A 26,483-nucleotide genomic window follows, 5' to 3' on the forward strand; every position below is an offset into this window, starting at 1 on the left:
TCGATGTCATCGGTGACCGAGCCTGCGGGTGCACGGCATGACCGTAACCAGATCGCGGCGTATCGGATCGCCGCGCTCCTGATCGGCGTGGGCACCATCCACTTCGTGGCGCCCAAACCTTTCGACGACATCATCCCCGCCGAACTGCCCGGAAACCCGCGGCTCTACACCCACGTATCGGGTGTCGCCGAGTTGGTCATCGCAGCGCTGTTGCTGCCGCGACGCACCCGGCGAGTGGCCGCGCTGGCGGCCGCGGGGCTGTTCGTGGCGGTCTTTCCGGGCAATCTCAACATGGTCCGGCTGTGGTGGGACAAGCCCTGGCCGATGCGGATCATGGCGCTGGCGCGGCTGCCGTTGCAGGTTCCGATGATCACCACCGCACTCAAACTCAGCCGTAACAGTTAGCTCCCACACCGGCGGCCGTGTCTGCCGGCGCCTCAGGAATGAGCCGAAGTGGCTGCGGCAGCCAGAGGTTCGAAGCCCAGCGCAGCGGCCCTGGCCCGAAGACTCGCCATGAATTCGTCATGGCGGGCCGCGTCGCCGTGCGCCAGGGCGACCAAACCGCGCAGCCGCAGCAGTGGCAGTTCGTGAAGAACAAAGCCGGGATCGGTGGGTACCGCGGCCAACCGGTCGATCACGGATTGGGCTTCCTTGAGGTCGGCGCCGGTGCCACGAGCAAGCAGGGATTCAACCATAGCGGTGACGGCCAGCCAGCGCCATATCATCTCACCGGAGGCGAAGCTGTCGTCGACGGCCGAACGCGCCAGTTCGATGGCGCCGTCGAGATCTCCCTGCCGCACTTTGTGTCTGGCGATCTCGGGGTCGACGACGGCGATCGCCAAGCTGACGAAACGCTGCCTCGCCGCTGACTGCCGCGCCTTGACCAGCAGCGCGAGGCCGTCGTCGCGGTGGGCGCCGCCATGATGGATTTGCGTCACGCCGTGCGCGAGTCGGGCGAACCCCAGAACCAGCTCGTCGCCGGTCTGCTCGGCAATGCGTAGTGCCTCGGCGGTGGCCGCCAAGGCGGTCGTGTCGGCAGCCAAGGCGCCGAACGGAATTGCCAAGACGTGTTTCCACATGACGGTCATGACGTGGATCGTGGGATCGATCGAGGCCGCCATGACGATGGCCGCGTCGCAATTGGCTTGCCAGCCCGGCATTCCCAGGCAGATTCCGACGAAACCCTTGAGGCCCGTTGCCATTGCCAGCGGTGAACCGAAGATAAGACTACCTTTCGTCGGATCTCCGGCGGCCTGATCGACGGCTCGCTGCGCCATGCGCCACGCCTCCCGGACCTCGCCGGCCTCCAGTTTCGCGTAGCACCCCGCATAGAACAGAGCGACGGTGAGCGTCGGATCTGCGATCGATTCGACCAGCTCGGTGAACTCGCCGGCCAGCTGTGCCGCATCGCGAGCACGGCCGTTGACCGCGAGCGCCATGATGATCCCGGACATACCGATCGCCAGCGAAATCTCGTCGCCGGCCGCCGTGCACAGTTCGCGCAGTTCCTCGAAGCCGGTATCGGCGGCATTGCGCGCGGCGAGAAACGCGGTGGCGCACAACAGAGTTTGCGACTGGATCTGCAACCTCACCCGGGCCGGATCGTTGGTGGGCAGGCCGTCGGCGACAGTTCGCGCGCGCTGCCAGCTGGTTCGGGCCGATGCGAGATCACGGTGTCGCGACCAGGCGCCGGCGCGCAGGTGCCAGTCGAATGCCTCGACCAGATCTCCGGCCGCTTCCAGGTGCTCGGCGATGAGCGCGGCGTTCTGGTCTGCCGAGCCGGGATCGTGTTGTTCGATGACGGCGGCTACCCGGCGGTGGATTTCGGTGCGCTCGGTCTTCAGCTGCGACTCGTAGGCCACCGCGCGAACCAGCGGATGCCGAAACGCGTACTCGACGTCCGGGGTGAACCGCACCTGGTCGATGAGTTCGAGTTGCAGCAGGTCGGAAAGGTCAGCCGGCACGGTGTCGGTGGCGCCCATCACGGTGTTGAGCACGCCTGGGGTGAAGCGGGCCCCGATAACGGCCCCGGCGTACAGCACCGATTTGGCGGTGGCCGGCAGGCGGTCGATGCGGGCGGCGATGGTGGCCTGCAGGGTGCCGGGCAAACTGATGGCAGCCGATTCCCGCCGGCAGACGTAGCGGCCCCGGTCGCCGTCGAGCACGCCCCGCCCGGCCAGGTCTCTGACGATCTCCTCGACGAAAAACGGGTTCCCGAGCGCTTGCTCGATGATCTGCAGGCTCAGACCGGCCACCGAGGGGTGGCTGCCCAGCAACTCGCCGGCAAGTGCGCGGGTCTGGTCTGCGTTCAACGGCGCAAGGGCGATCTTTTGACCACCCGGCGGGTGCGACAACGGCCCTCGATACTCGGGGCGATAGGTCACCAGGACCAGCGAGCGGGTTTGGGGAACCACCGTGGCGAATTCGGCCAGCATGCCGTCGCTGGCCTCGTCGATCCAGTGCGCGTCCTCGATCACGTACACCGCCGGCGGGGTGCGGGCCAGCGCGGTTGCGTTGAGCAGCGCTGTCAATCGGCGCCGCCGCGCATCGGGCGGGATGGGAGGCAATGCCGTTGCGGGATCGCCGATTCCGAGCAGATCGTTGAGCAGCAGCAGGTCCTCCGGGTTGGCGGCCGGCACGCGAGCGCGCACGGCGCCCCGGGCCGCGTCGGCTGCGCTGTCGCTGGTACCGAACACCGCTCGAAGTAGCCGGGCCACCACGTGGAAAGGGACGTCACGGGTGTGGGATTCGCAGTAGGTGGCGAAGATCTCGACGCCACGGTCAGCCGCCAGCCGTGTCGCCTCGCCGACGGTCCGGCTCTTGCCGATGCCGGGCGGTCCCACCACTCCGGCCACGCAGCCGTGGCCGCCGACGGCCTGGTCCAGGATTCCGGTCAGGGTGCTCAGCTCCCAGGTCCGGCCCACCAGCGTCGGCTCCCGTCGCCGACGTTGGGTGCGCCCGTCGCCCACGGCCAGCAGCCGGTGCGCCGGCACCGGCACGTCGGTGCCCTTGATCTGCACCAGCTCGGAATCACCCAGGACAGCGGCATTTTCGACCAGGCGTGCGGTCGATTCGCTGATCATCACACCGCCGGGAGGGGCGGCGGATTCCATGCGCTGCGCCATCCCCACCTGTTCGCCGATCGCTGTGTAACCCGCTGGGCCGGAACCGATTTCACCGGCGATCACCTGGCCCGAATTGAGCCCGACCCGCAACCGCAACGCCACCCCGTCATCGCGTTCGATATCGCCGGCAAGCGGCTGGATTTCGCGTTGAATGGCCACCGCCGCCAGACAGGCTCGCAACGCGTGATCTTCGAGTGCAGCCGGCGCCCCGAATACCGCCATGATGCCGTCGCCGGTGAACTTGTCGACCGTGCCGCCGTAACGCTGCACCGCGGTCGCCGAGCGTGTGAACACCTCGGCCATGATCTCGCGCAGCCGCTCCGCGCCCAGCAAGGCAGCGATGTCCATCGAGCGGACGACGTCGGCGAACAAGACGGTGACTTGCTTGTACTCCGCTGACCGGGCGCTGCGGATCAGTGGCTCACCGCATTCGCTGCAGAACTTCGCGGTGGCGGCCACCGCGCTGCCACACGATCGGCAGGACGCGTCCGCGGCGACGGTTCGACTGACGTCCACCTCGGTATCGTGGCACTGCCCGAGACGCCGGGTCTACATATTCACCCGACGACGCGGGGCGGCTGACGATACAGCGCCGCGCCGGCGGTCACGCCGGCACCCGCGGCGACGAACAGCACCTGGGTGCCCGCGGGCAGGCTCTCCACCTGCCCCTGGAAGGCTGCGGCCAGCGCCGCCGTATGCATGTGCTCGTCGTCCGCCACGCGGATCAGGTCGGCCGGCACCCCGAGCCGGTTGCCCAGCGCCGCACGGAACCCCTGCCGTGCCGGAGCGACGACGATCATGTCGATGGCCGACAGCCGCACGGAATGCGCCGCCAGGCAGGCCGCCACCGCCTGGGCCGCCGCGGCGGCGAACTGGTCATCGATGTCGGCCGACTCGCTGAACCGGAGAACATTACGGGCGTCGGCGAAACCGACGGTGGCACGGAATGTCTCGTCAGTTGCCCCGTCATCCAGGTTCGCCCACGAGACGCGGCTCAGACCGTAGTCGTCGTTGGTCCAGCCGCACAACAACGCGGCTCCGGCGGCCGAGAACGGGAAGTGCTCGCTCATCCCGTGCCCGGGATCGGCGTCGCTGGCCACGATCAGCGCGCGATTGATGCTGTGGGTCCGCAGAAAACCGTCGACGATCTGCAGCGCGGTCAACACACCGCAGGCGCCGTTGGCGATGTCGAAGGAGAACGTGCCGTGACCACCGGCATGCGGGTCTTCGGGGTTGGCCCCGATGTCGTCCTGGATCAGCGCTGCCAGCGCGGGTTCGCCCAGATTCCGGTCGCGATATATCCCCGCGTTGACCACGAGATCCAGCTCGCCGGGATCGCATCCCGCTCGCTGCAGGCAATCCTTGGCCGCGGCCACGGCCAGGTGCAGCGCGCTGTGCCGATGCAGCAGGCCCGGGTGTGTGAGGTCGACTCGGTCAATGACTGTGCCCATACCGGCTCACCATGTCCTCATCCAGGGTCAGTAAGACGATTCCTATTTCCAGCCCCGAAGCCAGGGCGATCAGCGCGATCCGTTCTCCGGGTGCGATGTGTCCGGCCTCGAGTTCCTCGACCAGGGCCACCGTGTGGGTGGTCGACGCCGTGTTGCCGTACCGGTCCACGGTGATCACCGCGTCATGGCGGGGCTTGTCGCCGAACGACTGCGACATTCGGGCCATGCCCTTGCGGATTGCCCGCGCCGACGTCTGATGGGTGATCACGTGGTCGATGTCGTGAATCGAAATGCCGGCCGTATCAAGGACTTCCTGCAACAGCAGCGGCGTGTTTTCCATCGCGGCCTGGTGGATGGCGCGGGAATTGGTGAACATCCGCGCGCCCGGGTCGTGTCCGCGCGGGTAGGCCAGACACAGCCGGCTGTAGTCGGCGACGGTGGTGAACCCGGCCAGGGCGATTCCCGCCGAGCCGACGGGTGCGCGCTCCAGCAGCAGAGCCGCACCGGCATCGCCGAGGGTCAACGAGGCCAGCTCCTTGCTCATGATGTTGCGAATATGGCGCGCGGCGTTATGGCTGAGCTGGGAAATGTACTCGCCACTGACGACCAGTCCCCGCTCGACCACGCCCTGCCGGATCCAGTTGTTCAGAATCGTTACCCCGGTCAGCATTCCGGCGCACGCATTGGACACGTCGAACGTCATCGCCCGCGCAGCCCCGATGGCACGGGCAACAGCGCTGCTCATGGTCGGTTCCAGCCATTGGGTGAGGCCGCCGCGGAACTTGGTGATGCTGCAGTTGATCACCACGTCCAGCGACGCCGGGTCCTGCCGCGCGGCGGCCAGTGCGTTCAGTGCCGCGGACGTGGCCAGGGAGTAGGAATCCTCATCCCCCACCGAGACCCGGCGCTCCCGTATTCCGGTCAGCCGTTCTAGGTCGATATGGGTGTGATGACGTGTGGTCGCCATCAATTCGTCTGTGGTGAGGTGTGTTTCGGGCAGATGCCGGCCGGCGCCGGCGACCCGGGTGACGAACGGCGCTTGCGGTCCGTTCGCCGTCTCCATTACCAGCCAGTGCCGCGTCATGAGCTGGACCTCCTTCCCGCCGGCGCAGGTCAACGCCGGAATTCGAGTACTTCGGTCACGGGCCGCCGCGCGGTGCGCTCGACGTGCTGGTCGTTGGCCGGTGATCGGCCGACTCGGATGAGTAGCTGCGGCCGGCCCGCGGTCCCGGTGATCTCGGCGATGATGTTGCGGCTCATCGTCATTTCGGTCATATGCGTCAGCGTGCACGTGGCCATGCTCGCCATGGTGCACTCGAGCAGCACGGCCGACATCGCCTCGCCGCAGCGCAACACGTCCAACGGCTCATCGCTGTCGGTGGACAACACCACGATTTTGGACTGGTCATGATCGATGCCCGGACGACGGTGCCCGCCGCCGGCCGGTGGAAACGCCCGCGCGATGTCGACTCGAGCCGCTTCGGCGGTGGACACCAGCGCGCCTTCCGGCGCGTGACTGGGGTCTTCCGTGAACGGCGATGTCCACCAACGTAATTCGGATAGATATGTGGTGTCGTAACGGCGCAGCATCTCGGTGAGCCGGGACGCCTCGGCCAGGGCCGGACGCTGGTCGTCGGCCACCACGCCCAGGTGGACGTGATAGGGCGCGACCACGCGGCGCAGCACGGACTCCGCCGCGGTCCACCGGCCGGGCGGGTCGAACGGCAATCGGTCGGTGCGGCGTCGCAGGATGGCCTGCGCCCGCCGCTGCTGCTCTGCCGTGACGGTTTCGGCGCGACGAAATCGCAATGTTGCGAGGTGATCCTGGTTGACAGGATCGGGAAACCGTTCGGTGGTCGTGTCCCAGCCGGCCACCGACATGGCGACACGCAGGTGATCCAGCACCGCGCCGCAGCTCAACAACAGTTCCCGGCCGGTGTGGTCGGTAGCCGGCATCGACCGGCTGGTGTCGGCCCACAGGTGCAACGTGGGACCCTCCGCAATCCATCGCCATGGCTGGCTGTTGTGCAACGACGGGGCATGACATGCCAACATCACCGCTTCGCGGATCACCACCGCATCGGGTCCATCGGGCCCCGTCGCCGCCGTCATGAGCATCACCTTTCGCCTGTGTGGTCAACGCTAGGAACTTGCGCCGCGGGCGGACAGGGCCGTTGGTCCTCGACGAGAGGGGCCTTGGGCTCGGCTCGCGGCCGCCGGGAGCGAATCCGACGACCGCGGTGCTATTGCGGCGCGCCGGCTCCGGTGGCACCGAGCCAGACGTCGTGGGCTTCCCGAACCGAGAACTCGAGCGGACGGGAGGTGTCGACCGGATGCGCGGTGTCCCAGCCGTTGTGCTGAGCGGCCAGGGTCGCGGCAATCTGCGGCGTCGCATCGGAATTGCCCGCTTGCCTGGTCCTGACTCGGTCGGCTGCCGTGTCGACCGGGACCGTGCACAGCAGTTCCACCAGCGGCGAATGTGCTTCGGCGGCAAGGCGATACGCTTGGGCGCGCAGCTGCGGATCGCGCCAGGTCCCGTCGAGGATCACCGGCCGCCCATTCGCCAGACTCAGACGCGCTCGGCGCAGGGCTACCTCGTAGACGGCCGTGACGTTTCGGGGGCTGTACAGCCCGGCATCCAACACGCCGGACTCTCCCGCGATGGCGCCCCACTCACGCAGCTGCCGGCGCACGTCGTCGGTGGAGATGACTTGAGCCCCAACGCGTTCCGCCAATGCGCGGGCCACGGTGGATTTTCCGGTGCCCGGGTTGCCGCCGACCAGCGCCAGCCGAACCGCGCCTTGGCGCAGATGCCGGGTGGCTATGGCCAGGTGCCGGGCAGCGTCGGCCGCGGCCGACGACTTGCCCTGCGACAGCCGGACACAGTCGACCTTGGCCCGCACTACCGCGCGATAGGCGATGTAGAAGTCATGCAGCGGCTTCGGCGCGGTATCGCCGCAATGAACCAGGTAGCGTTCGAGAAAGTATTCGCCAAGGTCGTTGCGGCCCAAGAACTCCAAATCCATGGCCAGGAAGGCTGCATCGTCGATACGGTCGACGTAACGAAGTTGGTCGTCGAACTCGAGACAATCGAGCAGGGCCGGTCCGTCGGCGACGCAGAAGATGTCGTCGGCAAGCAGATCGCCGTGGCCGTCGACAATGCAGCCTTCCGCGATCCGGCGGTTGAACAGAACGTCACGGCCGCAGACGAATTCGGCAACCAGCTGCTCGATCCGCCCGATCGACTCGTCGGAGAACACCGCACCCGCATAGCGGTGAAGTTCGGTCAGGTTATCAGTCCAGCGTCGATTGATCGCGCCGACCTCGCCCTGGGCGTCGATCAGTGGACTTCGCTCAGCATGCTCGTGAAAGCGGGCCAGCACTGCGGCGATGGTGTCCAGTAACCCCCGAACCGACGTCTCGCACCCGCCGTGCTTGGCCAGCCACGCCAACCGGTCGCTGTCGCGGTAACGCCGCATCACCACGACCGGTTCGGCGGGACCTCCGGCAGGGTCGGAGAGATGCGCGATGCCGAGATAACTGTCGGCAGACAGCCGGCTGTTCAACTGGACTTCGCGCAGACACGCGCGTTCGCGTTGCTCGGGTGTCCGGAAATCCAGGAAGTCGGTCAACACCGGCTTCTTCGCCTTGTAGGCCCGGTCGCCGGCGAGCACCACGACACCGGTGTGGGTTTCGTGCACATCGACGTAGAGCACCCCAGCGGTCGTCGCTGCGTCGGCAGTATCTCTGTCGGCGTTGATCACGGCCTCCCATGCGCTCGTTGCCGATTGACGCGGACATCTCGGCGCTGTGGCCAGGACGGCTCAGGACGGACGAGCCACGATCACCGGTGTCCGAACCGAGTGAACCACCGCATTGCTGACTGAACCCAGCAGCATTCCGGTGAATCCCCCTCGGCCGTGGCTGCCCAGCACGACGAGTTGGGCGCTTTGCGCTTGGTCGATCAGCTCGCGCGCCGGCCGATCGCACACGACGAGCCGATGGACCGTGACGTCGGGATAACGCTCCTGCCAGCCGGCCAGGCGTTCGGCCACGGTCTGCTCCGCTTCGGCCTTGACGGTCGCCCAGTCCAAACCCGGCAGGTCGACCACTTCCAGGTCGCTCCAGGCATGCACCGCCTTCAACTCCACACCGCGGCGCGACGCCTCGTCGAACGCAATGGCCGTCGCCAGCTCCGAGACCGGCGAGCCATCGATTCCGACCACGACGGGGGCTTGCTGCAGCTGAGCACGATGCGCAGGATCGGCGGCGGCCGGGTCCGGGTCGCGGACGACGGCGACCGGACAGTTCGCGCGGCGCAATAGCGCCGAACCGACCGAGCCCAGGACCGCCCGGGCGACCGCTCCGCGCCCGTAACTGCCCACCACCACCAACTCTGCTTCGGCGGACAGCTCTACCAGCGTGGGCACCGGAGGCGACCATCTCAGCTCGCTGTGGATGGTGATCTCCCGGTGGGCCTGCACAGCCTCCTCAGCGATCTTGACCGCCTGTTCGAGGACCTGGCGACCGTCTTCCTCCTGCCACGCGGCCATGCCCATCGCCATCGGCATCTCGGGCCACATCGGCACGGCCGCATTCACCATGTGCACCAAGGTCAGTGGAAGATGGCGCAGCGTGGCGTCCTGTGCTGCCCACGACACTGCCGCATTCGACGCGGCCGATCCGTCGACGCCTACGACGATGCCCAGACGTTTCATGGTTGTAGACATTCCCTTCTCGCTCAGCCAACCAAAACGCTAGTGCCCGCGCCGGCACCGGTCGTGGGGCTTAAGTCACCAACCGCGTGGCCGTCAGACCTTCGCTACCCACCGGGGACCAACGCCTCGCGAGCAGGGGTCGAACGACCCTGCCGGCAACCGGCGATGCGCAATAACCTCGCGAAGTGACGGGTTCGCTGGTCTGTGGGCGGGCCGTCTGATCGGGAGGATGCGATGAATCATCCGCAATCACGAATCGTGGTGGGTATCGACGGGTCGGACGCCGCGATCAACGCCGCCAAGTGGGCGGTTACCGAAGCGATCAGCCGCGACATCCCGCTGCGGTTGATCCATGCGACCCCCCGCGGCGCCGATATGCCCGCCGGCGACGAAAGTCTGGACGTCGAATACGCCGAAATGGCCCTCCACGGCGCCGCGGCCGCGCTGCACGCCATGGACGAGGCCGTCAAAGTCGAGACCGAGATCGTCCACGGATCACCCGGCGGCACCTTGATCGACGAATCACGTTCGGCGGCCATGGTTTGCGTGGGGTCGGTGGGGATCGGGCGGGTCGCCCGCAAACTGCTGGGCTCGACCGCCGAGGCGGTGGCGCGAAAGGCCCGGTGCCCGACCGCGGTCATCCGCAGCGGCCATAACGACGCCGTGCCGGATTCGGCCTGGATCGCTGTTGTCGTCGAGGATTCACCGGCGAACGACGCGGTGCTCGAACAGGGCTTCCGGGAGGCGCACCTTCGCGGGGCGCCGATCCTGGCGATGGGTGTCTGGCGATGGGGTGTGGGTGAGATTCGCTACGAGCAGCTGAATCGTCGGCTCGACCGCTGGGTTTGTCAGTATCGAGACCTCCACGTCCAACCGGCAGCCGCTCGGCATGGGGTCGCCGAATTTCTCAGCAGGACCGAGGAACCGATCCAATTGGCCGTCGTGGGCAGCGACGACGCCGACGACGTCGCGCGGATGGTCGGCCCGGTGACATTCCACGTGCCACGCCGCGATGGGCATTCGGTGCTCGTAGTGCCGAACTGACGGCGCCGCCACAGCGGCGGGCCGACCGTGACGGCGACAACGCCACCCGCCGAGCAGCCGTCGTCAGCAGTCACCCAGCGGAGCCGTCCAGTGGACCCGGGTGCCGCCGTCGGATGCCCTGCTGATCTCGCAGCTGCCGCCGAGTTGTTCGGCCCGGTGCTGCATATTGGCCAGGCCGCTGCGGCGCGAAATGCCGGCGGGCGGGCCACACCCGTTGTCGACGATGTCAAGGCTGAACATGTCGGCCACGCCGACCTCGATGGTCAGCTCGGTAGCGCCCGAGTGGCGCAGGGCGTTGCTGACGGCCTCGGTGGTGACCGCTTCGGCGTGGTCGGCCAGTTCGCCGCCGACGGCGGCCATCGGACCATCGATGTGCACGGTAGTGACGATGTCGCGATGCTCGGTCAGGTCGGCGACCACTGCCTGAATGCGGTGCCGAAAGCCGCCGTCGCGCTCCAGCGGAGCCTTCAGCTGGAAAATGGCGGTGCGGATCTCCTCGATGATGGTCTGCAGATCATCCAACGTGCGGCCGAGCCGGCCGATCACCTCCGGTGAGCGCGCCCGGGCAAGCGTGCCCTGCAGATCCATCCCCGCGGCGAACAGCCGCTGGATGACGTGGTCGTGCAGGTCGTGAGCGATGCGCTCGCGCTCGGCCAGGATGGTCAGCTGCCGCGCATCCTCACGGCCGGAGGCGAGCATCAGTGCGATCGTGGCATGGGTCGCGAAATCGCGCACCAAATCCAGATAGCTGGCGTCGAAAGGCGGCTTGTCGGCGCCGCGGGCAATGGCGATCACCCCGGCGACGTGGTCGTGGGCGCGAAGTGGCATCAGAATCGCGGAACGCTGCGCGACATCAGTGAACGCGGGAATCCTGTGGTTGAACGCCTCGGTGATCAGCGGTTGGCCGGACCGGAAAACGGTACCCGTGGTCGAGCCGTCCACCGGGACCCGCTGGCCGACGACCTCAGCGGCATGCCGCCCCACCGCGGCGGAAACAACCAACGTGTCGATCTCCTCGGGCGGCTGGTCGGCATCGAGCGGAATCAGCACAATCGCCTGTTCGGCATCGGTTAGTACACAAGCCTTTTCCGCGATCAACCGCAACGGACGCCGCTGCGGCTCGGCGCTGGTCAACAGTGCGGTCGTGATCTCGCGGCTGGCCTCCATCCACTTCACCGCAGTGCGCTCGCGCTCGAATACCCGCGCGTTGTCGATGGCGACCCCGGCCGCGAACGCCAGCGCGCGAGCCGCGAACTCGTCGGATTCGGAGAAGACCCGGCCGGGGCCGACATGGGTGAGGTAGAGGTGGCCGAATACCGTTCCGCGGATCATGATCGGCACGCCGAGAAAAGCGCGCATCGGCGGATGGTGCTCGGGGAACCCGCAGGCGGCCGGGTGTGCGGTCAGGTCATCCAGGCGCAACGCCGGCGTTTCGACGAGCGAGACGCCCAGCACCCCTTTGCCGACCGGCAGATGCCCGATCCGTCGCGCCATCTCGGCGTCTATCCCCTCGTGGATGAACGAGAGCAACGTTCCCTCGAGATCACGGACGGCCAGGGCGCCGTAGGGGGCGGCGGTCAACTCCCTGGCCGCGGCGACGATCCGCCGCAGAGTTCCGTCGAGGTCGAGATCCGACCCGATCTCGACGATCACGCGCAGCAATTGCTCCATTTGGTCACGGGCCGCCAACAATTCGTCGAGCTGCGCGTGCATCCTGTCCACTAGTCCTGGCTGACCCAACCCCGCAAATGGTGAGCCGCTTTGGTCACTAGCCACCTGACTCGAAACCTTCCACGCCCCCGGCTTACGACAGCCGGCGCTATCCGGGCGACAATCGGATGTCGCTGACCAGCTTAACGACCCCGCGGCCAAGTAGCCATTACCCCCGGAGCCCATGATTCGCCGGCGGCGCTGACCGGCAAAATAATTCCGGCCGGGGTCTTGGCCGGACGCGTCAGTTGCCGGGCGTTGGCGGCGCAGATCCTTGGCCCAGCCTCGAGGCGAACACGGCTGCCTGGGTTCGCCGCTCCATACCGAGTTTGGAAAGCAAGCGCGACACGTAGTTCTTCACCGTCTTCTCGGCCAGAAACATCCGGGCGGCTATCTGCCGGTTGGTCAATCCCTCGCTGAGATGTCCCAGCAGCGTCCGCTCCTGCTCGGTCAATCCGGACAACGGGTCGTGATGCTCAGCCCCGCCCCGCAGCTTTGCCATCAGCGCGGCGGCCGCCCTGTTGTCCAGCAGCGACTTGCCGGCGCCGACGTCTTTGATCGCCCGGGCCAGCTCCATACCCTTGATGTCTTTGACGACGAAGCCGCTGGCGCCGGCCAGAATCGCCTCCAGCATCGCTTCATCGGAGGTGAACGACGTCAGCATCAGACACCGCAATTCGGGCTGATCGGACAGCAGGTCACGACACAATTCGATGCCGTTGCCGTCGGGCAGGCGCACGTCGAGCACGGCGACATCCGGCTTCAGCGCCGGGATCTTCGCCATTGCCTCCGATACCGAACCCGCTTCGCCGACGATCTCGAGGTCAGGGTCGGAGGCGAGCAGATCGGTCAATCCGCGGCGGACTACTTCATGGTCATCGACCAAGAAAACCTTAACCATTGCGAGTCCTTTCAGCTGACCGCGCCAACTCCCAACTATTCCCCACTATTGCCACTATTGCCGATATTGGGCCCATATTGGACGGCGATGTCGGTTGGCATCTCTTTCGTGTCCCTCGTACGCCCTGCGCGTCTTGCATCCCGACCCTGGACGCGATCCGGCCCGTACCCGTCACCCGGCGTCGCGGCGCCACCTGCCGCCGTCGAAGACGACGTGGCCGACGGGTTTTCCACTCACCGGGTCGGGCGATGAACCGGTTGGCGCCGCAAGAAAATCGGTGGGTATGTCGTGCTCGCAACTGGCCGAAATGCGCGGCGTGCTCTCCCGCCCGATGTCAGCGCCGAACCACCAGGATCGAGCAGTCGGGATAGCCCAGAATCGGATGGCAATTGGGGGTAGCCAGTTCCGGGAGCTGCTCGGCGTCGGTCTGGCCGACAACGGCCAGGTCGATCGCGCTGCCGTGGCGCTCGGCGCCCTTCGCGCCGGTACCCGCGGCAACGATTTGGACGGGCACGTCCGGATAGCGGCGGACCCAGCTGTTGAGCCGGCGATCGATCTGGCGCACCGTGGCATGTCGGCGCCGCCCCTCCTCCATCGCCTGGTGCACGACTTCGTCGTTGTCGGCTTCGTCGTTGAGGACGACGGCGATCACGCCCAGCTTGGTGGGCGAGCCGTCGGGATTGGTCCGCACTATCGCGACCGGGCAGTGGGCGCCCGTGACCAACGCGGCGGCGGTCGGACCCAACAACCCATCGGCCGCCCTGCCCCGCCGCGCGGTGCCGACGCAGATCAGGGCGGCCTCCTGCGATTCACCGATCAACACCTGTGCCGGATCGCCGGATCGGATTGCGGTTTCGGTCTCGACCGGTCGTCCTTCGCCCTGGATGGCCCCGTCCGCCTGATACAGCGCCCGCTCGGCGCGCTCGAGCTCCCACTCGGAGTTCTGCACCGACTCGCCCGGCACATCAGGGGCGGGAATGACATATACCAGGCGGAGCGGCAGCTGTCGGCCCCTTGCCTCTTCGATCGCCCACTTGGCAGCGTTGACCGCGGCTTGTGAGCCGTTGACGGCCACGACCACTGACTTCGGGTCCGGCTGCGACATGTGGGCTCCTGACTACTTCGACCCGCTCAATGTCAGGCTATTGCGAAATCGGCTCCGTGGGCAGGGGCCGTTCGGCCTTACCTGGAATGTCGTTCGTCCCCGGCGGGTTCCGCCGAGAATCCGACGTCGAACCCTCACGGTCACATCGCGGAGGCGGACACGTCGGTGACTTCGGTGACTTCGGAGGGCTGGCCAACCTGTTCGAACAACCTCTCCACGTCCGCGCGCTCACATGCCGCCGTACCGGGTGTCAGCAGCATTGCCGCGCCCGCCGCAATCCCCAACCGAACCGACTCGGCCAGCGACCAGCCGCGGCACAGGCCCACCGTGATGGCGGCAACCATGGCGTCGCCGGCCCCGACGCCGCTTCCGTGTCCCATCGGAACCGCCGAAAACCGCTCACTGGTGTCGCGTGTGGCCAGCAGCGCGCCGTGCGATCCCAGCGACACCACCACGGCTTGCGCAAGGCCGCGGTCGATCAGCTCGTGCGCGGCGCCGAATTGCGCGGACTCGGTGACCAACTCGCGTCCGGCGCACTCCTGGAGTTCTCGCACGCTTGCCTTGAGCAGGAAGACCCCGCGGGAGATGTGCCGCAGGCCGCCTCCGGAGGTGTCCAACACGACCCTGGCACCGAGCTGGCGGCAGACATCGGCAACCCGCTGATAGTAATCGGCGGGTACCCCTGGCGGCAGACTGCCGCTGGCCACCACGAAGTCGGCGGAGCGCGCGGCAAACCGCAGTTCCTGAAGACATCGCTGTTGGTCTGCCGATGTCAGTTGAGGTCCCGGAAGCACGAACCGGTACTGCCGGGCGGTACTGGTCTCGTTGACGGTGAAGCTTTCCCGGGTCGACGCGGCGATCGGGATGTGTGCGCACGGCAACCCCTCCTCGCTGAGCAGCCGCACCAGAAGCCCGCCATGCGACCCACCCGCGGGAAACACCGCAAACACCGACCCGCCGAGGACCTGGGCGATCCGGGCGACGTTGATCCCGCCGCCGCCCGGGTCGTAGCGGGTCGCCGAGCAGCGCAGCTTTTCGGTCGGCCGGACGACGTCGACGCTGGTGGTGATATCGAGCGCCGGATTCATGGTCAACGTGACGATTCGAGGTCCGGTCGCGACTGGGTGGGCCGGCTTGGTCATCTCCGTTTCATGTCCGTTGACTCCGCTGGGACCGGCGGCTACAGGCCACTCGGGTAGGTTTCCGGTGTCTCGCCGGCGATCCACAAACTGGTGGTCTCGAGAGGTTCGAGCGCGCGGGTCTTGTCGATGTGGATCATCGCGTCGAACTGATCGGCGGGGCGGACGTGGAAGTAGTGGCTTTGCCGCTCCGTCGAAGGCAGGTAGATCACCCCGATGGCACGTCCCAGCCGCACGACGCTGAGCGGGTCCGCGGCTTCCGGGGTTATCTGCGGTGACACCAGGAAGGCGTTGCGTCCGGTCTCGTGAAGTAGTTGCTCGATGCTTCCGTTGAGTGCGGGTCGAACCACCTTGCGTTCGGCGACTCCGCCCCATTCGCTGGCAGCGGTCACCGTGCCGGAATAGGTGCACAGCCCGATCAGACGCGACTCGTCACCGTATCGTTGCCGAACAAGTTGACCGAGGGTGAGCTGTCCGTCGGCCCATACTTCGGTGGCCCGGGCGTCTCCGACGTGAGAATTGTGTGCCCACACCACTATTCGGGCCGGCGGGACATTGTCGTGGCGGTCGAGGTGCTTCAGCAGCGCGTCCAGGGTCTGGGCCATGTGCTGATCGCGCAAATTCCAGGAGGTGACCCGTCCGCTGAACATCGCGCGGTAGTACACCTCCGCGTTGCGTACGGTCTGCGCATTTTGTTGGGCGTAGAACGCTTCGTCCTCGGCGAGCAGCCCGTCCCTGCGCGCATAGCTGAGCAGGTGGCGCTGCAGGTCGACCAATTGCTCGATGGCTTGACGTTCACACGAGGGACCGGCGCCAAATGCCGCCGCATACCCGTAGGCCTGACCGTCGTCGGCGGAGGTGTGGTCAAAGCAGGCGTAACGGGCGCGTGCCCGTGCCGCCGCGGTAGGGTCGACCTTGTCGAGAAAGCTGATCACTTCGTGCGTCGAGCGGTGCAGGCTGTAGAGGTCCAGGCCGTAGAAACCGGCTTGCCGTCGACCATTCGATTGGTGCCGCTGGTTGCGTGCGCGCAGCCAGTCGACAAAGTCGCGGACCACGACGTTGCGCCACATCCAGGCCGGAAAGCGCTCGAAACCGCTCAACGCTGCTGCGGCGCTGCGGTCCTCGCCCAGGCCGCGCACATACCGATTCACCCGGTAGGCGTCGGGCCAGTCCGCCTCCGCGGCAACCGCGCAGAAGCCCTTCTCCTCGATCAGCCATTTCGTGATGGCGGCCCGGGCCGCGTAGAACTCGTGGGTGCCGTGCGAGCTTTCGCCGATCAACACGATCGGCGCGTCGCCGATGAGCTCTTCCAGGGTTTCCGGCGGTGGAACACCGCCGGGAGCGTCGATGGCCACGCTGTTGATCACCTCGGCGACTGTCGGCGCCGCGGGTCGGATCACCGAGATGCCCGAGGTCGGGGTGGCCAACAGCCGGCGGACCTCCTCGTCGGTGACCTGGCGAAAGTCCCAGAACGATTCGCCGACCGCCAGAAACGGGGTGGGCATGGAGGCGCATACGACGTCGTCGACGATGCCGGCGAACTCCCGGCAGGTGGATTCCGGGGCCGCCGGCACCGCAATCACGATCTGTTCGGGCTCGGCTTCGCGCAACGCCTGCACCGCCGCGAACATGCTTGCGCCGGTGGCCAACCCATCGTCGACCAGGATCACCGTCTTGCCGGCGACGTCGAGCGGCGGGCGGCCCGCGCGATACATGGCCTCGCGGCGGACCAACTCGCGGCCTTCGCGCTCGGCGATGTCGCGCAGTTGCTGCGGCGTGATCCGCAACCCCCGCACCACATCGTCGTTGACGACGACGCGGCCACCGCTTGCCAGCGCGCCCAGGGCAAACTCTTCGTGGCCGGGAACGCCGAGCTTACGGACGATGAAGGCGTCCAGCGGAGCGTGCAACGCCGCCGCCACCTCCCAGGCGACGGGTATGCCACCCCGCGCCAGGCCCAACACGATCACGTCCCCGTGGTCGCGATAGGCACTCAACAGACTTGCCAGCACCCGGCCGGCCTCGCCGCGGTCACGGAATACCCGCCGCGGCGCGTGCCGGGTGGTCTTCGCTGAACTGGTCATGGCGCTCAGTCAGTTGGCGCGCTGGATCGGAATCCGGCGCTCGGCGGGCTTGGCGTCCGACACGGCAACGGAGACGGTGAGGATGCCCTTGTCGTAGGTGGCCTCGATGCTGTCTTCGTCGGCGCCGGCCGGCAACGCGACGGTCCGAACGAACGAGCCGTAGGAGAATTCCGACCGGCCATCGAATTCTTTCTTCTCGGTTCGTTCGGCCTTGATGGTCAGCCGCCCGTCGTGCACGGTGATGTCGATGTCCGTGGCCGGGTCGACACCCGGGATTTCGGCGCGCACCTCGTAGCGGCCTTCCTTCAATTCGTCCTCGAGCGGCATCAGCCGGCTTTCGGCCGCGAGACGCGGGCCGGCAAACGACGGAAAGCCGGCGAGCAGTTCGGAAAAGTCCGGGAACAGTGACCTGGGCCGGCGCTGCACGGAGAAAGAAGTCATGATTATCTCCTTGATTTTCGACTCTTCGTAGTGGCGATTTCTATCCGACCAGTCAATCCCGGCCGACGATAGGGACCGAAGTCCCGGGCCGGCGGGGCCGTTCGTCGGCTCTGCCGCCGGTGCCGGGACCTCGACGATGGGCTGCCCCCAGGTAGGCCATGACGCGGTCCAGGATCAGGCCATATGCGTCACCGTCTTCGGCGAGACGGACAAGTCCCCGGCGAAGCAGAAAACCCTCGATCCGCCGATCCAGCGGCCACTCGGAATATTTGTGGTGGTCGGCATACGCCGAGTCGAGGAACTGCACCGCCAGCGCATCGAGATCGGAATCTGTCAATAGCGGAGCGTTTCCCAACGGAGAACCCATACCGATTTCCTTTGTGTTTTCTTTGTGTGTGCACGCGGCTTTCGTCGATTCGCCGGGTTGGCCCAATGATTCGGCGCTTTTCGGCCGGCGCATAGGGCCGGAAGTCACCTGTGATCGGTAATCGGTGCGGCCTGACCGGCGGGGCCCGATCGCCATGGTTCAGCGGCGAAACTCCAGCACGTCGCGCAACGGTCGCCGCGGTGTGGGCGGCGGAACCTCGCCGGAGGGTGCCACGCCGATCCGGATCAACACCTGAGGTACCGCCGGGCTGCCGGTGAGATCGCCGACGATGGCGCGGCTGGCTGCTATCTCGGTCAGGTGGGTGACCGGGCAGGTCGCCAATCCGGCAAGGGTGCACTCGAGCAGGACGGCCGACAGCGCCCGGCCGCAATCGAGGGCGTCGGCGCGGGTGTCCCCGGGCGTCGACAGCACCACGATTCTGGCTTGATCGGGCCTGCTGGCCGAACTGCGCTCGCTGTGCCAGTCGGCAGGAAACCGGCGATTCACAGCCACCGCCCGAGCCGCCGACCCGGACGCCAGCGCGCTTTCGGGTATCCCTTCCGATTCCCTGGAAGCCGCTGTCCACCACGCTAATTCATGATGGTATGAGTCGTCGTAGCGGCGCAGCGCCTCGGTGAGCCGCGACGCCTCGGCGAGTCGAGGCCGCGCGTCGTCGGCCAATACCGCAAGCTCGATCCCGTCGTTTTCGAACGAGCTGCGCAGCACGGATTCCAATGACGCCCATTCGCTGGGCGCCCGGAACGGACGCCGGTCGGTTCGGCGACGCAATATCGCGCCGGCCCGGTCACGCCGGGGTTGGGTGACATAGTCCATCGGGGCGAAGTCGATCGAGGCCAGGTGGTCCAGATCGTTGGGGTTGGGAAAAAGGTCGACGGCTGCGTCCCACCCGGCGGCGGCCATGGCGACCTGAAAGTGATCGAGTAGGGCACCGCAACTGATCACCGCTTCGCGACCCGAGCTGTCCGCCGAGGTCACCAGGCGGCGCGGATCGAGGAACAAATCGACGGCCGTACCGCCCGCGAACCACCGCCACGGCTGGCTGTTGTGTAGTGAAGGAGCATGGCACGCCAACTCCACGGCCTTCGTGATTACCGTGGTGTCGACCATCGCTTGGGTCATCGCATTCACCTGCCTTGTGATCTGATATCGACTTTCGTCGCAGCCGGGATTCGGCGCCAGAGTCCTTGGTCCCCGGCGCGGTGGCCCATTGGGCCTTGAAGGAGCTGGACGGCGGCTGAGTTCCGAGTCGAAGGACAACCGGCAGTGGACTTGATGACTTTCTTCTCTATCGGGTGGCCAGGCCCGGGAAAACGATGAAACCGATGAAGAGGCCACGGCTTCGCGCTGGGTGTAGGCCGTGTCGAATCGTTAGGACGATTGATGGATGTCATTCACAAGACGCCCCACGACTACCGCGTCCCGCCCAATCTCACCGACTACGAGCGGGCGCGTGCCCAGTTCAGGTGGTCGGATGTGCCGGCGCTGTGTGAGGGTATGGGCGGGGGCATTGGCGAGGACAGCTGCAACATCGGCTACGCCGCCCTGGACAGACACGTCCAAGACGCGACCGGCCCGGCCGCCACACACACCGCATTGCGGTTCGTCACCGACAAGAGCTGGGACGGCGCGATATCCACGCGGGATCTGAGTTATGCGGAGCTCAGCCGACTCGCGGCGCGATTCACCGGCGTGTTGCGCGCGCTGGGCATCAACAAGGGCTACCGCGTGTTCACGATCATGGGCCGGATCCCCGAGCTCTACCTCACGATGCTGGGTGCACTTCGCAACGGCAGCATCGTTTCGCCGTTGTTCTCGGCTTTCGGGCCAGAGCCGATCGCCACCAGAGTCGAGATCGGGCAAGCCGACGTGCTGGTCACCACGAAGGCGATCTACCAGCGCAAGATCGCCAAGATTCGCGACCGGTTGACCTCGGTACGACACGTGCTCGTCGTCGACGACGACAAGACGGGCGAGCAGCTACCGGGAACGCTCAACTTCTGGGATTGGATGAACGCAGCCGAGGAGAACACGCCGGTCGAACCCACCACCGCCGAGGACCCGGCACTGCTGCACTTCACCAGCGGCACCACCGGCACCCCCAAGGGCGCCATCCACGTTCACGGTGCCGTCGCGATGCACTATGTCACCGGCCGCTACGCGCTCGACCTTCATCCCGACGACATCTACTGGTGCACGGCCGATCCCGGGTGGGTCACCGGAACGTCGTACGGCATCATCAGCCCCCTGCTGCACGGGGTGACTTCCGTCGTCGACGAAGCGGAGTTCGACGCCGAGCGGTGGTACCGGATACTGCAGGACCAAAGCGTGTCGGTCTGGTACACGGCACCGACCGGCATCAGGATGTTGATCAAGGCCGGATCCGAACTACCGGCGCATTACCGGTTCCCGCAGCTGCGTTTCATCGCCAGTGTGGGCGAACCACTCAATCCCGAGGCGGTCTGGTGGGGAAAACGGGTGCTGGGCTTGCCGATTCACGACAATTGGTGGCAGACCGAGACCGGCGGGATCATGATCGCCAATACGCCGGCGTTCGACATCAAGCCCGGCTCGATGGGTCGGCCGTTGCCCGGCGTGGACGCCTACATCGTGCGCCAGAACGACGACGGCAGCACGTCGGTGATCGAGGAGCCCGACGTGGAGGGTGAGCTGGCCCTCAAGCCGGGCTGGCCGTCGATGTTCCGCGGTTATCTGCACGCCGAGGACCGCTATCGAAAGTGCTTCAGTGACGGGCTTTATCTCACCGGCGATCTGGCGAAGAAGGATGCCGACGGCTACTTCTGGTTCGTCGGCCGCAAGGACGACGTCATCAAATCCGCCGGCCATCTGATCGGGCCGTTCGAGGTGGAAAGCGCGCTGACCGACCATCCGGCGGTGGCCGAGGCGGCCGTCATCGGCAAGCCGGATCCGACCGTCGGGGCAGTCATCAAAGCCTTTGTCACCCTCAAGGACGGTTTCGTCGCCGACGACGACCTGCGGCTGCAGCTGTTGGGACACGCCCGCAAGCGGCTCGGAGCTGCCGTGGCGCCCAAGGAGATTCAGTTCGTCGATGCGTTGCCGCACACCAGCAGCGGCAAGATCATGCGGCGGCTGCTGAAGGCTCGCGAGCTCGGGCTGCCCGAAGGTGACACCTCCACCGTGGAGAACTTGACCGCTCCTCAGCAACAGCAGCCCCAGGAGGTGTCGCAGTGACCGATACGAAGCTGGCGCAGGAACTGCTGGCGGATATGGTCCGGGTGCGCCGGATGGAAGAAAAATGCGCAGAACTCTACAGCGCGGCCAAGATTCGGGGGTTCCTGCATCTCTACGTCGGCGAGGAGGCCGTGGCCGCGGGTTCCCTGCGCGCCCTTGCCGAAGACGACGCGGTGGTGGCGACCTATCGCGAGCATGCGCACGCGCTGCTGCGCGGCCTCCCGATGACCTCGATCATGGCCGAGATGTTCGGCAAGCAGGAGGGCTGCTCGCGCGGCCGCGGCGGGTCGATGCACCTGTTCGACAAGTCCAGGCGGTTCTACGGTGGCAACGCGATTGTGGCCGGCGGCCTGCCGCTGGCGGTGGGTGTCGCGCTCGCCGACGCGATGCTGAAGCGAAACCGCGTGACAGCATGCTATTTCGGCGACGGCGCGGTCGCCGAAGGCGCGTTTCACGAGTCGTTGAACATGGCGGCGCTGTGGAACCTGCCGGTGTTGTTCCTGTGCGAGAACAACCTCTACGCCATGGGGACCGCATTGGACCGGGCGCAGTCCCAGACCGACCTCACCGTCAAGGCGGCGTCGTACAAGGTCCCGACGCTGGCCGTGGACGGGATGGACGTCGAGGCGTGCCTCAACGCCACCCAACAGGGTGTCGACCACGTCCGCAATACCGGCGGCCCGTTCTTCATCGAGTTCCGTACCTACCGGTTCCGCGCGCATTCGATGTTCGACCCGGAACTGTACCGCGACAAGGCCGAAGTCCAGCGGTGGCGCGAGCGTGACCCGATCCGGCTGTTCACCCAACAGTGCCTGGACAGCGGCACGCTCACCGACGACGACGTGCGCGAGATCGAGGATTCGGCGGCCGCCGAGATCGAGGCGGCGGTGGCCTACGCCGAAGCCGGGACCTGGGAAGACCCGGCCGATCTCGCGCGGGATGTGCTGACGCCGGTCGGGGACGGCACCGCGACCGACGAATCGACTTGGGAGCCGGCGCGATGAAGACCAGCTACCGAACCGCGGTTCACGACGGCATCCGCGACGCCTTGAGCAACGACCCGCACGTCGTACTGATGGGCGAAGACGTCGGACGCTACGGCGGAACGTACGCCGCCTCCAAGGGTCTGCTGGAGGAATTCGGCCCGGAACGGGTGCGCGACACCCCGCTGTCCGAACTGGGTTTAGTCGGCATCGGAATCGGCGCGGCGCTCAACGGATTACGCCCGATAGTCGAAGTCATGACGGTGAACTTCAGCCTGCTGGCGCTGGACCAGATCGTCAATACCGCTGCGGCGCTGCGGCACATGTCCGGTGGGCAGTTCTCGGTGCCGATCGTCGTCCGGATGGCGACCGGGGCCGGACGTCAACTCGCCGCGCAACACTCGCACAGCCTCGAGCCGTGGTACGCCCACATTCCGGGCATCAAGGTGGTGGCTCCGGCGACCATCGAAGATGCCTACGGCATGCTGGCCCCCGCCTTGGCCGACCCCGACCCGGTGATCATCTTCGAGCATGTTCAGCTCTACAACACCTCGGCCGATGTCGACGCGCTCAAGCCGACCGATATCTGCCGGGCAGCGGTGCGCCGCAGCGGCGCCGACGTGACGCTGATCGCCTACGGCGGCTGCCTGGGCAAGGCGCTCGACGCGGCCAACGAGCTGTCGCTGGCCGGAATCGACTGCGAAGTCATCGATCTGCGGGTGCTGCGACCGCTGGACACCGACACCATCCTGGAGTCGGTCCGCAAGACACATCGCGCGGTGGTGATCGACGAAGCGTGGCGCAGCGGCAGTTTGGCCGGAGAAATCTCGGCGCAGATCATGGAGGGGGCGTTCTACGACCTCGATGCACCGGTGGCCCGGGTGTGCAGCGCAGAGGTTCCCATTCCCTATGCCAAACACTTGGAGGAGGCGGCGTTGCCGCAGCCCGCCAAGATCGTCGCCGCCGTGCACGACATGTTCGGTGACCAATCATGATCGAGTTCACCATGCCCGCACTCGGCTCCGACATGGACGAGGGCACCCTGAATGAATGGCTGGTCAAACCCGGCGACACAGTGACCCGCGGGCAGATCGTGGCCATCATCGAAACCACCAAGGCCGCAGTGGAAATCGAGTGCTGGCAGGAGGGCACCGTCAACGAATTGCTGGTGCCGGTGGGCGAAACCGTCGAAGTGGGAACCCCGTTGGCCACGTTGCTGGAACCGGGTGAGCGACCGACCAAACAACCGCGCAAGCGGGCCCGGCCCCCGATTGCGGCCGCTGCGGCGCCGGTGTCGGTACCGTCGGGTGCCGGCGTGGCGCCGGTGACCCCGCCGGGGCCGCCGCCGCATCGCCGCTGGGTCTCCCCCGCCGCCCGCCGACTGGCGCAGTCGCTACAGGTCGATCTCGACACCGTCACCGGCACCGGTCCGCAGGGAGCGGTCACCATCAACGACGTCGAGCATGCGGCGGCGGCCAAGCCGGCCGAAAAGCCGGCGGCCACGATCGCCACCAAACCGAGCGCGGCCGACCGCGCCGCGCTGATGCGGAAATCCATCGCGGCGGCGATGAGCCGGTCCAAGCGCGAGATTCCGCACTACTACCTTGCCGACGAAATCATCATGGAAAAGTCGCTGACCTGGCTGACCGCGCGAAACGCCGAGCGATCAATCACCGAGCGGGTGCTGCCGGCCGTGTTGCTGTTGAAGGCTGTCGGCCTCGCCGCCCAACGCTACGGCGAGTTCAACGGTTTCTGGCGCGACGACGGGTTCCAGCCCGCGACGGGTGTTCATGTCGGCGTAGGGATTTCGTTGCGCGGCGGGGGGCTGGTCGCGCCGGCCATCCACGACGTTCCCGACAAGAAGCTCGACGAGTTGATGGGCGACCTCACCGACCTGGTGGCGCGGGCACGTTCCTTTTCGTTGCGGAGCTCGGAGATGTCGGACCCGACCATCACGGTGACCAACCTCGGCGACCAGGGCGTCGACACGGTCTTCGGCGTGATTTACCCACCGCAGGTCGCCATCGTCGGCTTCGGCAAGCCGACCCAGCGGGTCTGCGTCATCGACGGCGGCATTCGCGTCGTCACCGCCGTGCAGGGCACCCTCGCCGCCGACCACCGGGCCAGCGACGGCCACCGCGGCGCCCTGTTCCTGAGCGCCATCAATGAACTCCTCCAACAACCCGACCTCTTGGAAAAGTGATGCACACATGACGACCCAACAGAACACCCGTGACGCGGTGCTGTCCGTATTGACCACCATCGCACCCGAAGTCGACGCCGACGACATTCGCGACGACGTGCTGCTGCGCGATCAAGTCGACCTCGATTCCATGGACTGGCTGAACTTCCTTCTCGGGATCCACAAACGGATGCACGTCGACATTCCCGAGTCGGACTACGCGTCCCTTCGCACCCTCACCGACGTGGTGAACTACGTCGACAAGCACGCGACCACAACGGCTTGAACGGGGAGCCCGCCCGCCGCTTTGCGGGGCCGACTGACGAACTGGTCTACACACCCGCCGCGCCTTAAGTGACTGATCAGATCGGCACCGGAATGGCGTACGAGAATGGCTTGCCATAATGGTGAAGCCACCGTCAACAGCTCGAAAGGCCCGCATTCCTGCGGATTTCGGCGAACTCTGTGTTCATGGCCGCCGTCACCTCGTGCGGGTCGTCAACAGTTGCGCCGTCGGTCAGTACCGCGATATTGAGCTGATCGACATAACTCCACACGGTCACGTTGAGTCCACTCCACGGGGGCAAATGCCCCACTGAATATATTTCGGTGACCAGCGCGCCGCCAACCCGGCCATACCGCTGGAAGGCCCCATCAACATTGGCGATTGTCACATTGGGCATTTTGCTTACCGCTCTGCGGCTGGACGCCAGCCGTAGGCCAGATTCCACAGCTACGGGCAGCGCACAGTCCAACCAGCGGCTGAGGAGCCTGGGCCCCCTGAGCCGGTGACGCTCCTTACTCAAAATGGCGTTTTCGTGGCAGCGTTGCACCCGCTCTAGCGGGTCTTGAAGGTCAACGGGCAGCACAACGGACAACGCGTCAGCGCAATTCCCAGAAATCCGATCTGCCGATAAATCCCAGCTCACCGGAATGAGCGCCAGCAGCGGGTCGGCCTTTCCGTCGTAGCGCAAGAGCAACGATCGCAGTGCACCCGCCGACATCGCTAATACCAAGTCGTTGATGGTAACCCCGAGATGCCGGGCGGTCCGTTTGACGTCGGCCAACGCCAGGCTGACACTGGCGAACCTGCGCTGCGGGCCGGCCAGGAGGTGGTTGATGAAGGTCCGCGGTGGCGCCGCCGACCGCGGTACCGCCGCCGAAAGCTCGCGCGAGCTGCGGCGCATCCGGGCCAGACTCTGCGCCGTGTGGCGAATTGTGCCCGGGATTCGACCAGCCTGGTGCAGGTGGTCCGCGAGCGCCAACCTCATCACCTGCCACTTCCGGGGAGCGGGGTCGGGCAGGTACGGACGGGCTACCGGCCCGGGCTGCGGGTCCATGCTGCGGGCGAACAGGTTCGCGGCGGCGACTCCGTCGACAAGTGCATGATGAATCTTGGTGACCACTGCGATGCGGCCGTCGGACAGGCCGCTGACGACGTACATTTCCCACAGTGGGCGTCGGCGATCAAGGGGGGTAGTGGCGATTTCTCCGATCGCCTCGTGTAGCTCGCGGCGACCAGCCGGGCTGGGCAGGCGCCATGGCCGGATGTGGTAGTCGAGGTCGACGTCGCAGTGCTCGCGCCATATCGGGTGGTGCAACTTGAACGGTACGTTGACCAGCTGGTAGCGCAACGGCTCAAGCTTGTACAGCCGATTGCGGATCGCCCAACGGAACGACTCGATATCAAAATTCCGACAGTCGTCGTCCAACTTTATGATCGCGACTTTGAGCGTGTGGATATGGACGTTGGGCTTCTCACTATAGAGCATGAGCGCATCCGCGCCGTTAAGAAATTTCACTGTCGAACCCCGCTGACAACCCAAAATAATTACCAGATAAAAGAACCAGAAACTCTTACAATATACGCTCCTGTTTGCGGTACTCAACATCGTTCGATTGATGCTGAGCGCACGGGCACTGCTCCCAGCCACGAATGGCGCCAACTTGGCGTGAACACAATCGATAACGTGACGTTACGATCGTTGCGATAATGCTACTC

The 26,483-nt window shown here is 66.3% G+C and carries 22 protein-coding genes; 7 read left to right on the plus strand and 15 right to left on the minus strand.

All coding sequences use genetic code 11. The annotated features are described in order from the left end of the window. Positions 1 to 3: 3 nt before the first annotated feature. A complete protein-coding gene (locus EET10_RS17935) occupies positions 4 to 405 on the plus strand; it encodes a DoxX family protein (protein WP_081260776.1) in 402 nt (133 codons plus the stop codon). 32 nt (positions 406 to 437) lie between these two features. Here the strand turns inward: EET10_RS17935 and EET10_RS17940 are convergent, their stop codons facing one another. From EET10_RS17940 to EET10_RS17965, 6 genes are all read right to left on the minus strand, one after another. After that, positions 438 to 3,641, minus strand: coding sequence for an AAA family ATPase (locus EET10_RS17940; protein WP_036402468.1), 3,204 nt, complete (start codon positions 3,639 to 3,641; stop codon positions 438 to 440). Positions 3,642 to 3,682: 41 nt separating this feature from the next. Continuing rightward, positions 3,683 to 4,576, minus strand: a complete 894-nt coding sequence (locus tag EET10_RS17945; protein ID WP_099187505.1) for a 3-oxoacyl-[acyl-carrier-protein] synthase III C-terminal domain-containing protein — start codon at positions 4,574 to 4,576, stop codon at positions 3,683 to 3,685. Further along, positions 4,560 to 5,660, minus strand: a complete 1,101-nt coding sequence (locus EET10_RS17950) for a 3-oxoacyl-ACP synthase III family protein (RefSeq protein WP_036402464.1) — start codon at positions 5,658 to 5,660, stop codon at positions 4,560 to 4,562. Before EET10_RS17950 ends, EET10_RS17945 begins: the two co-directional genes overlap by 17 nt. Positions 5,661 to 5,689: 29 nt before the next feature. Next, a complete protein-coding gene (locus tag EET10_RS17955) occupies positions 5,690 to 6,688 on the minus strand; it encodes an Acg family FMN-binding oxidoreductase (RefSeq protein WP_036402807.1) in 999 nt (332 codons plus the stop codon). Positions 6,689 to 6,819: 131 nt separating this feature from the next. Beyond that, positions 6,820 to 8,337 carry a bifunctional aminoglycoside phosphotransferase/ATP-binding protein gene (locus EET10_RS17960; protein WP_244602003.1) on the minus strand — a complete coding sequence of 506 codons (1,518 nt, stop codon included), beginning with the start codon at positions 8,335 to 8,337 and terminating at the stop codon, positions 6,820 to 6,822. A gap of 63 nt (positions 8,338 to 8,400) precedes the next feature. Next, positions 8,401 to 9,306, minus strand: a complete 906-nt coding sequence (locus EET10_RS17965) for a universal stress protein (RefSeq protein WP_036402462.1) — start codon at positions 9,304 to 9,306, stop codon at positions 8,401 to 8,403. 222 nt (positions 9,307 to 9,528) lie between these two features. Here EET10_RS17965 and EET10_RS17970 point away from each other — a divergent pair, with 222 nt between their 5' ends. Then, entirely contained in the window at positions 9,529 to 10,338 is an 810-nt protein-coding gene (locus tag EET10_RS17970) for a universal stress protein (RefSeq protein ID WP_036402460.1), read from the plus strand. Between the two features lie 63 nt (positions 10,339 to 10,401). Here EET10_RS17970 and EET10_RS17975 read toward each other — a convergent pair whose 3' ends face one another. The 8 genes from EET10_RS17975 to EET10_RS18010 form a co-directional block, all read right to left on the minus strand. Next, a complete protein-coding gene (locus EET10_RS17975) occupies positions 10,402 to 12,051 on the minus strand; it encodes a GAF domain-containing sensor histidine kinase (RefSeq protein ID WP_174719701.1) in 1,650 nt (549 codons plus the stop codon). Positions 12,052 to 12,292: 241 nt separating this feature from the next. Continuing rightward, on the minus strand, positions 12,293 to 12,949 hold the full coding sequence (locus tag EET10_RS17980; protein WP_036402455.1) for a response regulator: 657 nt from the start codon (positions 12,947 to 12,949) through the stop codon (positions 12,293 to 12,295). 334 nt (positions 12,950 to 13,283) lie between these two features. Beyond that, complete coding sequence (locus EET10_RS17985) at positions 13,284 to 14,054, minus strand: universal stress protein (protein ID WP_036402450.1); 771 nt, start codon at positions 14,052 to 14,054, stop codon at positions 13,284 to 13,286. Between the two features lie 140 nt (positions 14,055 to 14,194). Continuing rightward, positions 14,195 to 15,196: a 1-phosphofructokinase family hexose kinase gene (locus EET10_RS17990; protein WP_063468248.1), complete on the minus strand. Its 1,002-nt coding sequence runs from the start codon at positions 15,194 to 15,196 to the stop codon at positions 14,195 to 14,197. Positions 15,197 to 15,234: 38 nt separating this feature from the next. Continuing rightward, the gene (locus EET10_RS17995; RefSeq protein ID WP_063468247.1) at positions 15,235 to 17,277 is read right to left on the minus strand and encodes an erythromycin esterase family protein; all 2,043 of its coding nucleotides are present in this window, start codon (positions 17,275 to 17,277) and stop codon (positions 15,235 to 15,237) included. Positions 17,278 to 17,286: 9 nt separating this feature from the next. Beyond that, positions 17,287 to 17,718, minus strand: a complete 432-nt coding sequence (locus tag EET10_RS18000; protein WP_036402441.1) for an Hsp20/alpha crystallin family protein — start codon at positions 17,716 to 17,718, stop codon at positions 17,287 to 17,289. A 52-nt stretch (positions 17,719 to 17,770) separates the two neighbouring features. Continuing rightward, positions 17,771 to 18,085 (minus strand): hypothetical protein, encoded by a 315-nt coding sequence (locus tag EET10_RS18005; RefSeq protein WP_244602000.1) that lies wholly within the window; start codon positions 18,083 to 18,085, stop codon positions 17,771 to 17,773. Between the two features lie 159 nt (positions 18,086 to 18,244). Beyond that, positions 18,245 to 19,225, minus strand: coding sequence for an Acg family FMN-binding oxidoreductase (locus EET10_RS18010; RefSeq protein WP_099188463.1), 981 nt, complete (start codon positions 19,223 to 19,225; stop codon positions 18,245 to 18,247). Positions 19,226 to 19,486: 261 nt separating this feature from the next. On the opposite strand from EET10_RS18010, the gene acsA reads away from it, so the two are divergent. Genes acsA through EET10_RS18035 form a run of 5 tightly spaced genes read left to right on the plus strand, consistent with a single transcriptional unit; the run spans position 19,487 to position 24,767 of the window. After that, positions 19,487 to 21,316 carry an acetate--CoA ligase gene (gene acsA, locus EET10_RS18015; protein ID WP_036402438.1) on the plus strand — a complete coding sequence of 610 codons (1,830 nt, stop codon included), beginning with the start codon at positions 19,487 to 19,489 and terminating at the stop codon, positions 21,314 to 21,316. Then, positions 21,313 to 22,320 (plus strand): pyruvate dehydrogenase (acetyl-transferring) E1 component subunit alpha, encoded by a 1,008-nt coding sequence (gene pdhA, locus EET10_RS18020; protein WP_036402435.1) that lies wholly within the window; start codon positions 21,313 to 21,315, stop codon positions 22,318 to 22,320. The genes acsA and pdhA overlap by 4 nt, the downstream gene beginning before the upstream one ends. Beyond that, a complete protein-coding gene (locus EET10_RS18025) occupies positions 22,317 to 23,294 on the plus strand; it encodes an alpha-ketoacid dehydrogenase subunit beta (RefSeq protein ID WP_122502374.1) in 978 nt (325 codons plus the stop codon). The genes pdhA and EET10_RS18025 overlap by 4 nt, the downstream gene beginning before the upstream one ends. After that, the gene (locus EET10_RS18030; RefSeq protein WP_063468245.1) at positions 23,291 to 24,502 is read left to right on the plus strand and encodes a dihydrolipoamide acetyltransferase family protein; all 1,212 of its coding nucleotides are present in this window, start codon (positions 23,291 to 23,293) and stop codon (positions 24,500 to 24,502) included. The genes EET10_RS18025 and EET10_RS18030 overlap by 4 nt, the downstream gene beginning before the upstream one ends. A gap of 7 nt (positions 24,503 to 24,509) precedes the next feature. After that, positions 24,510 to 24,767 carry an acyl carrier protein gene (locus tag EET10_RS18035; protein ID WP_036402426.1) on the plus strand — a complete coding sequence of 86 codons (258 nt, stop codon included), beginning with the start codon at positions 24,510 to 24,512 and terminating at the stop codon, positions 24,765 to 24,767. Between the two features lie 133 nt (positions 24,768 to 24,900). On the opposite strand, the gene EET10_RS18040 is transcribed toward EET10_RS18035, so the two are convergent. Then, entirely contained in the window at positions 24,901 to 26,283 is a 1,383-nt protein-coding gene (locus tag EET10_RS18040; protein WP_122502375.1) for a WS/DGAT/MGAT family O-acyltransferase, read from the minus strand. Positions 26,284 to 26,483 lie beyond the last annotated feature (200 nt).

It is taken from the genome of Mycobacterium pseudokansasii, from assembly GCF_900566075.1.
Classification (GTDB): domain Bacteria; phylum Actinomycetota; class Actinomycetes; order Mycobacteriales; family Mycobacteriaceae; genus Mycobacterium; species Mycobacterium pseudokansasii.

Coding starts and splice junctions, on each gene's coding strand:
- EET10_RS17955 (WP_036402807.1), bottom strand. CDS start 6,688: ATGACGGCGGCGACGGGGCCCGATGGACCCGATGCGGTGGTGATCCGC.
- EET10_RS17965 (WP_036402462.1), bottom strand. CDS start 9,306: ATGTCTACAACCATGAAACGTCTGGGCATCGTCGTAGGCGTCGACGGA.
- EET10_RS18000 (WP_036402441.1), bottom strand. CDS start 17,718: ATGACTTCTTTCTCCGTGCAGCGCCGGCCCAGGTCACTGTTCCCGGAC.
- EET10_RS18025 (WP_122502374.1), top strand. CDS start 22,317: ATGAAGACCAGCTACCGAACCGCGGTTCACGACGGCATCCGCGACGCC.
- EET10_RS17990 (WP_063468248.1), bottom strand. CDS start 15,196: ATGACCAAGCCGGCCCACCCAGTCGCGACCGGACCTCGAATCGTCACG.
- EET10_RS17980 (WP_036402455.1), bottom strand. CDS start 12,949: ATGGTTAAGGTTTTCTTGGTCGATGACCATGAAGTAGTCCGCCGCGGA.
- EET10_RS18010 (WP_099188463.1), bottom strand. CDS start 19,225: ATGACCCAAGCGATGGTCGACACCACGGTAATCACGAAGGCCGTGGAG.
- EET10_RS18030 (WP_063468245.1), top strand. CDS start 23,291: ATGATCGAGTTCACCATGCCCGCACTCGGCTCCGACATGGACGAGGGC.
- EET10_RS18035 (WP_036402426.1), top strand. CDS start 24,510: ATGACGACCCAACAGAACACCCGTGACGCGGTGCTGTCCGTATTGACC.
- EET10_RS17935 (WP_081260776.1), top strand. CDS start 4: ATGTCATCGGTGACCGAGCCTGCGGGTGCACGGCATGACCGTAACCAG.
- EET10_RS17985 (WP_036402450.1), bottom strand. CDS start 14,054: ATGTCGCAGCCGGACCCGAAGTCAGTGGTCGTGGCCGTCAACGGCTCA.
- EET10_RS18005 (WP_244602000.1), bottom strand. CDS start 18,085: ATGGGTTCTCCGTTGGGAAACGCTCCGCTATTGACAGATTCCGATCTC.
- EET10_RS17950 (WP_036402464.1), bottom strand. CDS start 5,660: ATGACGCGGCACTGGCTGGTAATGGAGACGGCGAACGGACCGCAAGCG.
- EET10_RS17970 (WP_036402460.1), top strand. CDS start 9,529: ATGAATCATCCGCAATCACGAATCGTGGTGGGTATCGACGGGTCGGAC.
- EET10_RS17945 (WP_099187505.1), bottom strand. CDS start 4,576: ATGGGCACAGTCATTGACCGAGTCGACCTCACACACCCGGGCCTGCTG.
- acsA (WP_036402438.1), top strand. CDS start 19,487: ATGGATGTCATTCACAAGACGCCCCACGACTACCGCGTCCCGCCCAAT.
- EET10_RS17975 (WP_174719701.1), bottom strand. CDS start 12,051: ATGCACGCGCAGCTCGACGAATTGTTGGCGGCCCGTGACCAAATGGAG.
- EET10_RS17995 (WP_063468247.1), bottom strand. CDS start 17,277: ATGACCAGTTCAGCGAAGACCACCCGGCACGCGCCGCGGCGGGTATTC.